Annotated in this window: 10 protein-coding genes and 1 pseudogene; 2 read left to right on the forward strand and 9 right to left on the reverse strand. The window is 71.2% G+C overall.

Features of this window, described 5'->3' with window-relative positions:
* Positions 1–266 precede the first annotated feature (266 nt).
* Positions 267–1,487, reverse strand: a complete 1,221-nt coding sequence (locus ABT041_RS16780) for a metallophosphoesterase (protein ID WP_351184648.1) — start codon at positions 1,485–1,487, stop codon at positions 267–269.
* Between the two features lie 903 nt (positions 1,488–2,390).
* On the opposite strand from ABT041_RS16780, the gene ABT041_RS16785 reads away from it, so the two are divergent.
* A complete protein-coding gene (locus ABT041_RS16785; protein ID WP_351184650.1) occupies positions 2,391–2,972 on the forward strand; it encodes a dihydrofolate reductase family protein in 582 nt (193 codons plus the stop codon).
* A gap of 253 nt (positions 2,973–3,225) precedes the next feature.
* Here the strand turns inward: ABT041_RS16785 and ABT041_RS39040 are convergent.
* The 4 genes and pseudogenes from ABT041_RS39040 to ABT041_RS16805 form a co-directional block, all read right to left on the reverse strand.
* A pseudogene (locus tag ABT041_RS39040) lies at positions 3,226–3,609 on the reverse strand (transposase); the annotation flags it as partial.
* Between the two features lie 615 nt (positions 3,610–4,224).
* Positions 4,225–6,345: a xanthine dehydrogenase family protein molybdopterin-binding subunit gene (locus ABT041_RS16795; RefSeq protein WP_351184654.1), complete on the reverse strand. Its 2,121-nt coding sequence runs from the start codon at positions 6,343–6,345 to the stop codon at positions 4,225–4,227.
* 214 nt (positions 6,346–6,559) lie between these two features.
* On the reverse strand, positions 6,560–7,561 hold the full coding sequence (locus tag ABT041_RS16800; protein WP_351184656.1) for an FAD binding domain-containing protein: 1,002 nt from the start codon (positions 7,559–7,561) through the stop codon (positions 6,560–6,562).
* Entirely contained in the window at positions 7,558–8,091 is a 534-nt protein-coding gene (locus ABT041_RS16805; RefSeq protein ID WP_351184658.1) for a 2Fe-2S iron-sulfur cluster-binding protein, read from the reverse strand. Before ABT041_RS16805 ends, ABT041_RS16800 begins: the two co-directional genes overlap by 4 nt.
* A gap of 440 nt (positions 8,092–8,531) precedes the next feature.
* On the opposite strand from ABT041_RS16805, the gene ABT041_RS16810 reads away from it, so the two are divergent.
* On the forward strand, positions 8,532–9,935 hold the full coding sequence (locus tag ABT041_RS16810) for an SMI1/KNR4 family protein (protein WP_351184660.1): 1,404 nt from the start codon (positions 8,532–8,534) through the stop codon (positions 9,933–9,935).
* Positions 9,936–10,172: 237 nt separating this feature from the next.
* Here ABT041_RS16810 and ABT041_RS16815 read toward each other — a convergent pair whose 3' ends face one another.
* From ABT041_RS16815 to ABT041_RS16830, 4 genes are all read right to left on the reverse strand, one after another.
* The gene (locus tag ABT041_RS16815) at positions 10,173–11,216 is read right to left on the reverse strand and encodes a LacI family DNA-binding transcriptional regulator (RefSeq protein ID WP_351184662.1); all 1,044 of its coding nucleotides are present in this window, start codon (positions 11,214–11,216) and stop codon (positions 10,173–10,175) included.
* A 110-nt stretch (positions 11,217–11,326) separates the two neighbouring features.
* Positions 11,327–12,160: an ATP-binding cassette domain-containing protein gene (locus ABT041_RS16820; protein WP_351184664.1), complete on the reverse strand. Its 834-nt coding sequence runs from the start codon at positions 12,158–12,160 to the stop codon at positions 11,327–11,329.
* Positions 12,157–13,152, reverse strand: coding sequence for an ABC transporter permease (locus tag ABT041_RS16825; RefSeq protein ID WP_351184666.1), 996 nt, complete (start codon positions 13,150–13,152; stop codon positions 12,157–12,159). Before ABT041_RS16825 ends, ABT041_RS16820 begins: the two co-directional genes overlap by 4 nt.
* Before the next feature lie 275 nt (positions 13,153–13,427).
* Entirely contained in the window at positions 13,428–14,438 is a 1,011-nt protein-coding gene (locus ABT041_RS16830; protein WP_351184668.1) for a sugar ABC transporter substrate-binding protein, read from the reverse strand.
* Positions 14,439–14,535 lie beyond the last annotated feature (97 nt).

The raw sequence follows: 14,535 nt of genomic DNA on the forward strand, positions 1-14,535 counted from the left end.
GGGGACTTGCTACCACGGCCCTGGTGCTGGCTGAAACAGCCCCTCCCTTCTGGCGCCGTACGCAGGTCAGCGCGGTCCGCCTGGGGAATCAAGCCGAGCAGCTCTGAGGCCATCCCGATCAGGGGGTGGGGAATTTCAATGCCCCATCATGGTCGGTGATCTGCACCGCGCAGCGGGCGGGAGTACGCAGGTGGAGAGGCGGGTTGCTCCACTCGTCCGCAGGGGCCCGCGGGCGAGTCGAACAGCGGCGGTCCCGCGAGCGCGTCCTAGGACGAGGTGGCTTGTTGCGGGGAGCGGAGCACGAGCAGGGTGATCTCGCTGGGGGCGAAGACGCGGAAGGGCGGGCCCCAGAAGCCGGTGCCGCGGCTCGTGTAGAGCAGGGTGCGAGCACCGTGGTGGCTGAGGCCGGCGACGGCGGGCTGGTCGAGGCGCACCAGGTAGTGGAAGGGCCAGATCTGCCCGCCGTGGGTGTGACCGGAGAGCTGGAGGTCGATGCCGTGGGCCGCCGCCCTGTCGATGAACTTGGGCTGGTGAGCGAGGAGGAGCACGGGCAGGTCGGGATCGGCGCCCTGGAGGGCTCCGGCGAGGTGGGCGCGGTGTCCCGCCAGTCCGGAGGACTCGGCGGTGACGTCGTCGACGCCTGCGACCACCAGGGTGTCACCGCCGCGTTCGAGCAGCAGATGGCGGTTCCGCAGCGGCTCCCAGCCGAGCTCGTCCATCAGATCGACCCAGCCCTGGGCCTCGCTGTAGTACTCGTGGTTGCCGGTGACGTACACACGGGCCCGCGTCGCCTGCACGGTGCCCAGCGGAGCGGCCTGGGCGCGACGGCGTTCGGCAGTGCCGTCCGCGATGTCACCGGTGTGGCACACCAGATCGGCCTCCAGGCTGTTCACCGTCTCGCAGACACGTGCCGACCATCGGGCGCGGTCGAGCGGACCGTAATGGGTGTCGGTGATCAGAACGACTCGGGTGCCGTCCAACCCGGCTCCCAGACGCGGCAGCGGCACATCGAGGCGGCGCACGCGTGGCACCCGCCTGGCCTCGGCGTTCCCCCATGCGAGCAGTACGGCGGCGACACCGAGGACGGCCCACGTGACGAGGCGCGCCCGGTCCTGTCCATGACCGATACCGGCCACCGCAAGGACAAGCCGTAGCAGGACACCGAGCAGAACAGACCAGGTGAACAGGACCCAGATGCCGCCCAGGAGCGTGGCACCGACGATTGCCGCCCGGTCCTGCTGGCGACGACCGTGGCCGCGCATCATCGCGAGCGGCATTCCGATCAGGCCGGCCGCGAACAGCGCGGTGCCGGTCAGTGTGACAGGAAGCGGCCAGTGCTGGCCGGTGTACAGGAGGACCCAGCACGGTACGGCCCACAGGAGCAGGGGCGCGATCAGGGGGATGTAGCGCATCAGCCGCTGCAACGGGCTCCGTGACGCCCCCTGCCCCTCCCGGGATTCGGATCGGGTCTTGCTGGTCTCGGTCATGCTTCCCCTCCTGAAATTCCGTCCGGCGGATCGTGCTCGGAGCGGATCCGGGTGACGGCAGCGCCACCAAGTCGTACCGGCCATCCGCCGGCGGTCTCGCCATGACCCGCCGCCGACGCCCTTTCCCTGGCCCCACTATCCGGGTCTCCTGCAGAGCCCATTGTCCGCCGTGGAGAAATCGACTGCGCTCCAGGCCTCGGCGCGAGTCCGTTCGGAACAGGCTCGAGGCCGACGACCGCGTGGCGGCAGACAATCCGCCGCACCGATCCGCAGTGCGTCGAGCAGCTCGGCCGGTCCCTGACCAGCCTCCAGCGCGGCATCCGCCTCTCCCGCGTACTCCAGCTGGTACAGCACGCTCTCGACCCTGCTAGACCCGCCGTCCCTTGCCGCGCACATGCTGCGCCTGCTCGCACCACCGGCCCGCCGGAGGACGACGAGACGGCCCGCCGAACCGCTGACACCATGCGAGGAGGAGGTCACGACGCTGGTGGCCGCCGCCGTGCGGCGGCCGTGGAGCCACCGGCTTCGCCACCGTGATGACGACCTCCATCTGGCGCAGATCGATGGTCCGCTCTCGATCAAGCAGCGCTCATAGGGCGCGAGGGCGCCGGACGGGAATCGATCTTCAGCGCGTCGTATGCGGGGATAGGTCGGCATCCGGGGCGCTGTGCATGCCTGGGCGGATACCCGGCCGGGTCGGCCGGCCGAACAAAGACCGCGACCACGGAGACGTGGTGTCGGTAAGACTCATGCAACGAGGCGCGTCGAGGTCCGGCGGCGGTTCCTGCACGAATGTCCCGGCCACGTGCTGGACGGCTGGCCGTTGCCGGCCGAGTGTTTCCTTACAAAGGCGACCGCTCACGACACGCTAATTTGGGGCACCCCAGCGCAGAGGAGAGCCCCGTGGGCAAGGTGGTCATGTACAGCTCGGTGTCGGTGGACGGCTTCGTCGCGGACGAGAACGACCAGGCTGGACCACTGTTCCACTGGTTGACCAGCGGTGACGTCCCGTTGGACGAGAGCGGCGAGCTGAAGGTGTCGCAGACGTCCTACGACTACATCCGGCCGTACTGGGACCAGATCGGTGTGACGATCGTCGGCCGCCATGTCTTCGACCTGACGGACGGCTGGGACGGGAAGCCTCCGAGCGGGATCGACCACGTGGTCGTCGTGTCGCACCGGCCGATGCCCGAGGGCTGGGACCCCGAGGCGCCGTTCCACTTCGTCGACGGCGTCGAGGCAGCCGTGGCCAAGGCGCAGGAGCTTGCGGAAGACCGCATGGTTGAGGTCGCCGCCGGTGACGTCGGTGGCCAGGTGCTCGCCGCCGGCCTGATCGACGAGGTGCGCATGGACGTCGTACCCGTCGTGTTCGGGTCAGGCAAGCGCTACTTCGGGTCGGTCCACGCGCAGCACCTTTTGGAGGGGCCTGACGAGGTGATTCAGGGCGACCGGGTGCTTCACCTGCGCTATCGGGTGCGCCGTTGACCGATCATGGCGCGTTTGGTCCTCGTTCCGGCTGCCCCAGGCGACGGCCGGATCCTCGCGGCGACACCGCGATGTCGCGCCGGCGGAGGTAGGCGCGGATTCTGCAGGCTGAGTTGCCCTCGTCCGCCACGACCCGGTCGGGCGGGGTCCGGGGCCTGCCCGGTCCCGGCCGCGGCACGCGGAACTTGTCCAGGGCGGGCTCGAAACGGGTGCCGTCCGCCCGCTGGCCTGGAGTGACGAATCAGAGTCAGCGGCGGCAGCGGCCGTCTGTGCTCAGGTGGAGCCTGCTGGTGAACCCACCACGTGAGCGGCCCAGGCTCTCGCCTCCCACACACCTCCACCAAGTGGGCGCCCAGGCTCTGCCACGGTGTCTCGCCCTGGTGTTCTGCCTGCCCGGCCCCCTTTGAGGCGGGTGCCGGCGCCGGGCCGGTTCGGGCGCCGGCCGCGTGCTGGTACCCGTGGAACGACGGTGGAGTCGACCGAGATGTCCCGGTCGATCTCACCGGCCGCGTCTGCGGCATCCTGGACCCGCTGGAGCAGACGCTCCCACGTTCCGTCCGCGACCTCGCCGGTGGCGTTCGTAGACCGTCTTCCACGGCCCGAACCGTTCGGGCAGGTCACGCCACTGAACACCGGTCCGCACCGATGGGGAATCCCGTCGATCACCTCCTGCGGATGATCAGCCCCATGCGCACAGCAACGGCCTGGACAGACGGCAGTCACCTGATCAACCAGGCACGCTCTCGGAGTTCTGGGACCCCTGAGCACGCCGGAGTTGATGGATCCTGCGCACGCCATCGACGAGCAGGCTGGTTCCAGCCATGACGGCGAAGATTGAATAAGGGGGCGCAAAGACCTCGGACAGATAAAGGCCGAGGAGTACTGCACCCACTGCGATGGCCGCACAGGCTGTCCATTTGTTCACGATTGCTCCTGTGGCGCGTGAGGGAACAAAGGGTATATGGCGTCATGCCGGTGCCTGCTGGCAGAAAAAGTCGGCGCGGCAGGCTCCATGAGGCGGGACCGAATGTACAGCCGAATAGGGACACCATCGCGAACTCCGCCCTCGCCAGCAGGTTTCGCGGGGGTGGAGACTCATCGTCCGACACCGAGGCGGCCGGGGACCGCGCTGGCGAACGGACGCAGTTGTTCCTACTCGGCATCCATCAGCAGATCACCCAGTCTCCTGTTCAGCGACACAGCGACACAGCGACCCAGCGGCGGAGCCGTCACATGATCGGCCGGACAGCACCTACGGGGTGGGCGCCCGACCCGTGAGCAGCGGGAGGATGCGGTCGGGGGTCAGGGGGAGGTCTCGGAGGCGGACGCCGCACGCGTGGTGGACGGCGTTGGCGATCGCCGCCGCCGTGCCGACGATGCCGATCTCCCCGATGCCCTTGCTGCCCATCGGGTTGAGGTGGGGGTCGTGCTCGTCCACCCAGTGTGCCTCGATGTCCGGCACGTCGGCGCAGACAGGGACGTGGTAGGAGGCCAGGTCGCGTTCGCGGAAGTCGCCGAAGACGAGGTCCATGGTGCTGTGTTCGGTGAGCGCCATCCCGAGCCCCATCGTCATGCCGCCGATGAACTGGGAGCGGGCGGTGCGCGCGTTGAGGACCCGGCCCACCGCATAGACGCCGAGCAGCCGGCTCACCCGGACCTCGCCGGTGACGGTGTCGACGCGGACCTCCGCGAAGTGGGCGCCGAAGGCATGGCGGGCGTACGGGGACGTCCGCCTCGCCTCCTCGTCCGTGTCCGCCTCGACCGTGACGCCCTCGGGCGGCAGCGGACCGGGGTCGGCGGCCAGCGTCGCGCGCAGCGCGGCACAGGCCTTGTGCACGGCCCAGCCCCAGGACGCAGTCCCGGAGGAGCCGCCGGCGACGGGGGCGTCGGGCAGTCGGCTGCTGCCGAGTTCGACGCGTACGGAGTCCAGCGGGGCGTCGAGGGCGTCGGCGGCGATCCCGGCGAGGACGGTCCGCGCCCCGGTGCCGATGTCGGTGGCGTCGACGCGGACGACGAAGCGGCCGTCCGGGGCGGCGTGGGCGGAGGCGCGGGACGAGCTCAGGAGTACGGGGTAGGTGGCGGCGGCGACACCCGTACCGGCCAGCACGTCCCCGTCCCGCCGGACGCCGGGGCGCGGGTCCCGGTCCGCCCAGCGGAACCGGCGCGCGCCGTCCCGCAGGCAGGCGGCGAGGCCCCGGCTGCTGAACGGTTTGCCGCTGTCGGGCTCGGTGTCGGGTTCGTTGCGCAGCCGGAGCTCCACCGGGTCGACGCCGACCGCCTCGGCGAGCTCGTCCATGGCCGCTTCGAGGGCGTACATCCCGGACGCCTCGCCGGGGGCGCGCATCCACGACGGGGTGGGCACGTCCAGGGCGACCACCCGGTGGGTGGTGCGGCTGTGAGGAGAGGTGTACATGGTGCGGGCCGGGACGGCGGCCTGTTCGACGAACTCCTTCACCGTGGACGTCTGGGTGACCACCTCGTGGGCGAGGGCCGCGATCGTTCCGTCGGCGGCGGCGCCGATGCGGACGCGCTGGATGGTGGGCGCGCGGTGCCCCACGGTGGCGGGCAGGTCGCGGCGGGGCAGGGCGAGCCGGACGGGGCGGCCGGTGTGCCGGGCGGCCATCGCCGCGAGGACGGCCGGCGGCCGGGGCGTGCCCTTGGAGCCGAAGCCGCCGCCCACGTAGGCGGAGACGACGGTGACCTTCTGCTGGGGCAGCCGGAACAGGCGCGCGAGGATGTCCCGTACGGTCGTCGCGCCCTGGCTGGAGTCGTACACGGTCAGGCCGTCGTCGTCCCACCAGGCCGTGGCGGCGTGCGGTTCCATCGGGTGGTTGTGCAGGGCGCCCATGGTGTAGGTGGCGTCGATGCGGACCGGAGACGCGGCGAAGGCGGTGTCGAAATCGCCCCGCTCGCGTACGGCCGGGTGGCCGCCGTTGGCCTTCTCGGGCGTGTAGAGACGCGGGTGGTCGGCGCTCAGCCGGACGTCGTGCTCGCCCGGCGCGTAGTCGATCCGGAGCTCGTCAGCGGCGGCGCGGGCGTTCTCGGGCGTGTCGGCGACCACGACGGCCACGAACCAGCCCCGGTGGGGGACCCGGTCCTCCTGGAGCAGCGCGAGCGTCGGGTCGTCGGCGTCGCCAAGGCGCGGGGCGTTCTCGTGGGTGAGGACGGCGTGCACGCCGGGGCGCTGCAGGACCTGGTCGGCGTGGACTGCGGTGACCCGCCCGCGGGCGACGGCGGCGGGCACCGGACAGGCGTGGAGGCAGCCGGGCGGCGTCCGGTCGACGGCGTAGCGGGCCTCGCCCGTCACCTTCTGGCGGGCGTCACGCCTGACGGCCGCCGAAGGCTGCGCGGTCGCGAGTTCATGACGGGTCATGGCGTGGTGCCTCCTCCGGTCGGCGTACGACGGGGTGCGGGCGGTCGGACGTTCGGCGGGCCTACGGATGCCGGGCGTACAGGTGCCGGGCGTACGGATGCCGGGCGGGCGGACGCCGGGCGTACGGATGCCGGGCGTACCGATGCGATGGGCGGGGCGACGCCTGGCAGGACGTCAGGGGCCTTGGCGGACCGGTGCGGGCGCGTCATTGCCGTCACAAGGCGGCCGCGGCGGCGCGGGACGCGAGGTCACCCAGGAGGCTCACGGCGAGGTTGCGGGCCAGCGGCACCTTGAACCCGTTGTCGCGGAGGGGCTCGGCGGCGGCGAGTTCGGCATCGGCGGCCCGTCGGAAGGTCTCGGTGGTGGCCGGCGCGCCCCGCAGCACCTCCTCCGCCGCCTGCGCCCGCCAGGGCTTGTGGGCGAGACCGCCGAAAGCGAGGGCGGCGTGCCCCACCTGGCCGTCCTCGACGGTCAGGACGAGGGCGACGGAGGCGAGCGCGAAGGCGTACGAGGCGCGGTCGCGTGCTTTGCGGTAGGCGCTGAGCGCGCCGGGCGGCGGCGGGGGGAGCGTCACGCCCGTGATGAGCTCGCCGGGCGCGACGACGGTGTCCAGGTCCGGGCGGTCGCCGGGCAGCCGGTGGAACGCGGTGACGGGCACCGACCGCTCGCCGTCCGCCCCGCGCAGCCGGACCTCTGCGTCCAGGGCGGCGAGGGCGACGGCCATGTCCGAGGGGTGTGTGGCGACACAGTGGGAGGAGTGGCCGAGGACCGCGAGGTCCCGGTGGACGCCCTCCCGGGCGGGGCAGCCGGAACCGGGCAGACGCTTGTTGCACGCCGTGGACGTGTCCTGGAAGTAGAGGCAGCGGGTGCGCTGGAGGAGGTTGCCGCCCGTGGTGGCCGCGTTGCGGAGCTGGGGCGAGGCGCCGGACAGCAGAGCCTGGGACAGTACGGGGTAGCGGGTGCGCACGGCGGGGTGGGCGGCGACGTCGCTGTTGCGCGCGGTCGCCCCGATCAACAGGCCGCCGTCGGGGGTCTCCGCGATGCCGTCGAGGGGCAGGGCGCCGAGGTCGACGAGCAGCGGCGGGCCGGTGACGCCCAGTTTCATCAGGTCCACGAGGTTGGTGCCGCCCGCCAGGAAGCGGGCGCCGGGGTGGGCCGCGAGGAGTGCGATGGCCTCCTCGGTGCGTTCGGGACGCACGTACGCGAAGGGCTTCACCGTGCGACCTCCTCGATCGCGGCCACGATGTTCGGGTAGGCGCCGCAGCGGCAGACGTTCCCGCTCATGCGTTCTCGGATCTCGTCCGGTGTGAGGGCGACGGGCTCACCCGGCAGTCGTTCCGGCGGTGTCACGTGCGAGGGTTCGCCGCGCGCCGCCTCGTCCAGCAGGGCCACGGCCGAGCAGATCTGGCCCGGTGTGCAGTAGCCGCACTGCAGGGCGTCCCGGGCGACGAACGCCTCCTGGACCGGATGGAGGCTCTCGCCGTCCGTGAGGCCCTCGACGGTGGTGACGGAACGGCCCGCGCACGCGACGGCGAACAGCAGACAGCTGTTCACGCGCCGGCCGTCGAGGAGGACGGTGCAGGCACCGCACTGCCCGTGGTCGCAGCCCTTCTTGGTGCCGGTGAGGTCGAGGTGGTCGCGCAGCGCGTCGAGCAGGGTCGTGCGGTGGTCCAGGGTGAGCAAGCAGTCCGCGCCGTTGACGCGCAGCGCCACCGTGGACGCGCGATCCGGCAGGGTCTGGTCCACGGTCTCCTCCTCACCTCGGGGTTTTGCCGACGCGGGCCCGAACGTCCGCCGCGTGGCGGTACGTCGGCGGGCCCCGAACGTCCGCCGCGTGGCGGTACGTCGGCGGGCCCCGGACGTCCGCCGCGTGGCGGTACGTGGAAGGGCCCGACCGACCGGTCGCCGCTCGCCACGCCCGCCGGCCTGTCCGCACGCGGGTGCGGACTCGTGTCCGTCGGCGTGTCCATTCGTACGCGCCTGCGTCGACGCTATGCGACGACCGCCTCCCCCGCCTCCCGCGAGCCGAGCGTCCGGGCCCAGGGGGTGTCCGGAAAGTCATGGCAGCCCGAGTCGGAGGCAGGCGAGGGTGGCCATGGCCCGAACGCTACGGGCCGTGGAAGACGGTCCACGAACGCTTCCGCCACCTGTCGGTCGATGTCAGTGGCCCCGCGTACGGTCTGCACATGGTTGAACAGAGGCTTTGCAGAACGCGGATAGACGACTTCGCGACCTGGGCTCCAGTACTACGGCTCCTACTGGCCGAACAGGCGCATAGGCACGTGGCCGGGTCCGTCCGAGTGGCGGGACGCATAGGCCGAGGCGGCTGGAGTCTGCCTCTGACGCGACCGATGCCGCCCCCTGGCCGGGCCGCGCAGGCGGAAGACATGCGGGAGGAGTTCGATGCGGTGGAGCGGGTGCAGGGCGCTCTGGTGGACGCGGGAGTCGACGACGTCTCGTTCACGGCGGAGATAGAACCGACCGGCGAGACCACGCTCCGCCTGCTCGGGCCCAGCCCCGCAGTGGAACCCGGCATCGGCACCCCGCACCCGGGAGCGCTCATCCTGGTCGACGGCTCGCTTCCCGAGCCCTGGCGCCGTCTCCCCGAGCCGGCTCTGGTGGCAGCGCCGGCCCCGTCGGCGGACCCGGAGTTGCTGGAGCGGACGCTGCGCGATCGCCTGCCGCACGCCATCGGCGCGACGGCGGAGGAGATCTCCGCCGTGGAAGCGCGCCTGGGCGTGGCGCTGCCCGACGAGCTCAAGGTCCTTTACCGGGTGACGCGGGCACGGTGGGAAGATCTGGGGGACGACTACGAGGCAGCGGAACGTGAATCCGAGGCGGTGGGCTTCGAGCTGTTCGACCTCGACGGCCTGTACGTCGCCGACGCGTCGTCCCGCTACTGCCGCTGGGAGTTCGCGGCGATGGAGGCGGTCGACACTCCGGCCGACGCGGTGGTGCAGGGCCTCGTCGGCTCACCCGGCTGGATCGCCTTCGGTGACAACGGCGGCGGTGACCGGCTGGCCGTCGATCTGACACCAGGCCCCCGCGGCCACCTGGGTCAGGTCATCATGATCTCCCACGAGGAGAACGTCGGTGCCGCGCTCGTTGCCGACTCCCTCACCGACCTGGTGCTGGGGCGGCTCAGCGCGGAGCGCCGCAGCCCGCGGGGGCAGCGGCCGCCCCTCGTGGCCTGGGTCAACATCGCGAGCCTGAAGAGCCTCGAGGCGGCCGCCCACCCGGGCTTGGAAGCCCTGTCCATCGGGGTGTGGGACGGCGAGCCGTTCAGTCTCGCCCCGGTCGTCGGACTGCCCCGCCTGCGCACCCTCACGGCCTACCCCGGCACGCTGGCCGACCCCCTGCAGATCAGCGAGCTCGCCGGACTGGAGTTCCTGCAGCTCGGCCCGGAGGAGTGGCGCGTCCTGCTGGAAGCCGGAGCCGTACCACGCAGCCTGTCCGCCGCGGCCATCGTCGTACACGGCGACCGGGACCCGCTGCCCATCGTGGCTCTCGCGAACGAGATCCTGGCCCTCTGGAACAGGCCCCAGATCATCCAGACCGTCCTCGAAGGGGACCTCGAACCCCTGGCGTAGCGGGCGGGGCAAGCGATGCGTCGCACGGACGCGCGCACCTCGGCCACTGGACATCCGGTCAGGGGACCGCGGTCATCCCGAGCCGGGTCTGCGCGCGGCGCGCTGTGGTCCGTCGCTGCCGGGCAGAGGACGAGGTCTTTCCGGCCGCCGGCAGCAAGGCCATCGGACTGGACCGCTCGGCGGACGCGAGAGCCTCCTGCCTGTGCGTGTCCTGCGGGGACACCGGAGACGTGGCGCTCAGTTCCCGGCCGGTGTCGGCTCGGCGGGGTGCGGAAGCAGTTCGCTGGAACCGCGGACCACCAGACGGGTGGGAACCATGATGGTCCGGGCGCGGGTGCGGTCGCCGTCCAGGCGGGCGAGGGCGGTCCTGGCCGCCGCCTCGCCTATGGCCGCGGGGTCCTGGGCCACGACGGTCAGGGCCGGCTCGATGACATCGGCGAGCGGGAGGTCGTCGAAGGTGACCAGGGCGACGTCCTTGCGTCCCGCTCGGGTGAGCTGGGCGATGACTCCGAGGGCCGTCATGTTGTTCGCGGCGAACAGGGCGGTGGGCGGATGCGGCAGGTCGAGGAGGGCGGTGGTCTCCGCGGCGGCCGCGTCCTGGCTGTGGGCGCCGGTCACCAGGGTCCGGTCGTAGGGCAGGCCGGCCTCTTCGAGCGCCGAGCGGTAGCCGGCGAGCCGTTCGCGACGGGTGTAGAGCTTGGTGGGAAGGTCTCCGATGAAGCCGATACGGCGGTGGCCGCGGGCGATGAGGTGGGAGACGCCCTCGTGGACGCCGGTCCGATTGGAGCTGACGACGCAGTCGGCGGACAGCCCGACGCCCGGCCGGTCGAGGAACACCACCGGCAGACCGGCCGCGCGCGCCGCCTTGAGATGGGCGTGATCGGCTCCGAACGCGGGGACGACCATCAGCATGCTGACGCGCCGGGCGAGGAAGGTCTGGATCAACGACCTTTCCCGGTCGGGGTCTTCGGCCGATGACCCCATGAGCAGGGTGAGCCCCCTGCTGCCCACGAGGTCCTCTATGCCGCCGGCGACGGTTCCGAAGAAGGGGTTTCCGAGGTCGGGCACGACCAGGCCGACGGTGGTGTCGGGACCGCCGACACGGATGTTGCGGGCCATCAGGTTCGGCTGGAAGCCGAGCTTGGCGACCGCGGCGTGCACGCGCTCGCGGGTCTGCGGGGAACTGGGCCCGTCCTCGTTGAGCACCCGTGACACCGTCTTGGCGCTGACGCCCACCTCCCTGGCGACATCTGCCAGCGTGGGGCGACGGTTCGCGGCCATGTTCCACCGTTCCTGTGCGTTCGTCGGGCCCGGCCCCTGCCCGGGGCCGGGCCCGCTGTCCTGACCGTGCGGCGACCCTGAGGTCTGCGCGGTGTCGCCCCCGCGGCGACTCAGTGGGCGGACACGCCTGCCGCCTGGGCGGCATCCGCGTCGGTGACGACCGTACCTCCATCATCGTTCACCCTGAGCGCCCCCGTCATGATGGCGACGACCTCCGCCATGGAGTGGTCCGACGGCTTGATCAGCGCTTCGCGACGGCCGAGCCGGTGGATGTGGATGCGGTCGGCGATCTCGAAGACGTGCGGCATGTTGTGGCTGATCAGGACCACGGGCATGCCCTTGTCGCGGACCCGGCGGATCAGGTCCAGGACCTGTCCCGACTCCTTGACGCCCAGTGCGGCGGTGGGCTCGTCCATCACGACGACGCTCTTGGCCCAGGCGACGGAACGCGCGACCGCCACGGCCTGGCGCTGACCGCCGGACAGCGTCTCCACGGGCTGGGTCAGCGACCGCAGTCCGATCTTGAGGTCGGCCATGTGGGCCGCGGCCTCCTGGCGCATGCGCTTCTTGTCGAGCATGCGCAGCGTGCTGCCGAGGAAGCCCGGACGGCGCAGCTCGCGCCCGAGGAACATGTTGGAGGCGATGTCCATGGAGGCGGCGACGGCCAGGTCCTGGTAGACGGTCTCGATGCCGTGCTGCCGGGCGCTCTGCGGCCCGTTGAACCTGATGGGTTCACCGTTGAGGCGGATCTCGCCCTCGTCGGGGGTGAGCGCACCGGTGAGTGCTTTGATCAGGCTCGTCTTGCCGGCGCCGTTGTCGCCGATGACGGCGAGGACCTCGCCGGGCAGCAGGTCGAAATCGGCGCCGTCGATGGCGGTGACATGGCCGTACCGCTTGACCAGGCCACGGGCCTGCAGGACAGGAGTGACTTCGGCAGTGCTCATCGTGCCTTCCTCCGGGAGATCTGGTCGACGGTCACGGCCAGGATCACCAGCACGCCGGTGATCAGGGTCTGGTAGATGGAGGCGACGCCCATCAGCTGGAGGCCGTTACGGAACACACCGACGATGAGGACGCCGATGAAGGTGCCGAGGACGGAGCCGCGCCCGCCGAAGAGGCTGGTGCCGCCGAGGACTACGGCGGTGATGCTGTCCAGGTTGTCGGTCTGTCCGGCCTGCGGGTCGCCCACGCCGGTACGGGAGATCAGGAGCAGTGCGGCGATGCCGTAGACGGCTCCGGCCAGGGCGTACAGGCCGATCGTCAGCCGGGAGGTGCGGATGCCGTTGAGGCGGGCGGCCTCGGGGCTGTTGCCGAGCGCGTACACATGACGGCCCCAGGACGTGCCGCTCAGCGCGTAGGCGAAGAGCAGGAACAGGGCGATCGTCACGAGCGAGCCGTAGGTGATGTCGGTGTTGCCGAGCGGGAACGTCTCGCCCAGGGCGGTCAGCGGCGCCGGGAGGTTGGTGATCGTCTGCTCGGCCGAATAGATGTGGGTCAGGGCGAACGCCACGTTCAGCATGCCGAGGGTGACGATGAACGGCGGGAGTGGGATCAACTGCACCAGCAGCCCGTTGACCAGGCCGAAGACCGCGCAGACGACCAGGCCGAGAGTGATCGCGGCGAGTGGTGGCAGGCCGCCCTCGGCGGCCGTCTTGGCGATGACGATGCTGCCGAACGCCATGACGGCGCCACACGAGAGGTCGATGCCGGCGGTGAGGATGATGAGGGTCTGACCGATGGCCAGGGTGCCCACGACCATGACCTGCTGGACGATCAGGGAGAAGTTGCCGCCGGACAGGAACTGCTCGGTCGTCAGGGAGAAGAAGACACAGGCCGCCAGAAGGGCGACGAGCGGTCCCGTGGTCGGTGTGGCGAGCAGCCGGTGGACCGTCGTCGGTCCTTTCAGCTGGTCGTAGGGCAGGGGAGTGGCAGTCATGGTGGTCCTTGCCAGTGATGGATGGTCGGCGGAGTGGAGTTCGTCAGGGGGTACGTGCCGGAGGACCGCTCGCCCCGGGAGGCGTTCGCCGGGGGAGTCACGGGGGCTCCCCCGAAGGGCGCGGGGGTCCGACCTCGGTGAGGGGAGGCCGGGGGGTGGCCGGTGCGCCGCGGTCTGTTCCGTCGCGGGACCCGTCGTTGCCGCGGACCGGTTCGACCGCGGCAGCGACAGGTCAGGAGGAGCGGGCTTCCACCGCGCGCCTGACGTCGGGGGGTTCAGCCCCAGCACTTCTCCAGGCCGTAGGCGGTGTCCTTGGCTTCGACACCCGGCTTGGCCGCGTCGGTGATGAGCGTGACGCCGGTGTCGGTGTAGCCGGAGGCCTTCTTGCCGTCCTTGGCGAATTCGACGACCGCCTTGACTCCCCGGGAGGCCATGTCGAGCGGGTACTGCTGCGAGGTCGCCGCGATCTTGCCCTCCTTGACCGCCTTCGTTCCGGTGCATCCGCCGTCGACGGAGACGACCAGTACCTTCTTCTCCAGGCCCTTCGCCTTCAGCGCGGTGTAGGCACCCAGCGCGGCCGGCTCGTTGATCGTGTAGACGACGTTGATGTCCGGCGCCTTCTGGAGGCAGTTCTCCATCGCCGTCTGACCCTTGGCCTGGTCGCCGCCCGTGTCCTGCATACACACGACCGCCGGGTCGCCCTCCGAGACACCGAAGCCCTTGAGGAAGCCCTGGTGGCGCTGCACGCCCACCGCGACGCCGGGCGCGAGGTCCAGGGTGGCGATCTTCGCCTGCTTGCCGGCCATGGCGGCCTTGGCGTACTGGCCGATCAGCTCGCCCGCCTTGACGTTGTCCGTGGCGAAGAGGGCATCGGTGGCGTCCTGCGGCTCGGTCGGGCTGTCGAGTGCGATGACCAGGACACCCTTGGCGCGCGCCTTCGCGAGGGCGGGGACGATCGCCTTGGAGTCGTTGGGCGTGATGAGGATGCCCTTCACACCTGCGTTGACCATGTTCTCGATGGCGGTGACCTGGCCTGCGTTGTCGCCGTCGAACTTCCCCGCCGCGCTGACGAGTTCGACGCCGTTGTCCTTCGCGGCCTGCTCGGCGCCCTCCTTCATCTTCACGAAGAACGGGTTCGTGTCCGTCTTGGTGATCAGCCCGACCTTGGTTCCGCCGCCGGACGCTCCCTGCGCACCGGAGCCACAGGCCGTCAGGGTCAGGGCCGAGAGGGCGGCGAGAGCGGTGCAGGCGAGGGAGACGCGGGTGGTGCGGTTTCTGCGAAGCATGACTGATCTCCTGCTGGACGAGGGGAGGAACGACCGCGCGGATCGAGGGCTGCGGCGCAAGGACTGCTGCTGTCGAACGCACTGGAGGCGGTGTCAT

The sequence above is a fragment of the Streptomyces sp. NPDC002825 genome (assembly GCF_040295385.1).
GTDB lineage: Bacteria > Actinomycetota > Actinomycetes > Streptomycetales > Streptomycetaceae > Streptomyces.

Bases quoted from the DNA above. Each gene is read 5' to 3' on its own strand.
- ABT041_RS16795 (WP_351184654.1), bottom strand. From the start codon at position 6,345: ATGACCCGTCATGAACTCGCGACCGCGCAGCCTTCGGCGGCCGTCAGG.
- ABT041_RS16780 (WP_351184648.1), bottom strand. From the start codon at position 1,487: ATGACCGAGACCAGCAAGACCCGATCCGAATCCCGGGAGGGGCAGGGG.
- ABT041_RS16815 (WP_351184662.1), bottom strand. From the start codon at position 11,216: ATGGCCGCGAACCGTCGCCCCACGCTGGCAGATGTCGCCAGGGAGGTG.
- ABT041_RS16825 (WP_351184666.1), bottom strand. From the start codon at position 13,152: ATGACTGCCACTCCCCTGCCCTACGACCAGCTGAAAGGACCGACGACG.
- ABT041_RS16810 (WP_351184660.1), top strand. From the start codon at position 8,532: ATGGTTGAACAGAGGCTTTGCAGAACGCGGATAGACGACTTCGCGACC.
- ABT041_RS16830 (WP_351184668.1), bottom strand. From the start codon at position 14,438: ATGCTTCGCAGAAACCGCACCACCCGCGTCTCCCTCGCCTGCACCGCT.
- ABT041_RS16820 (WP_351184664.1), bottom strand. From the start codon at position 12,160: ATGAGCACTGCCGAAGTCACTCCTGTCCTGCAGGCCCGTGGCCTGGTC.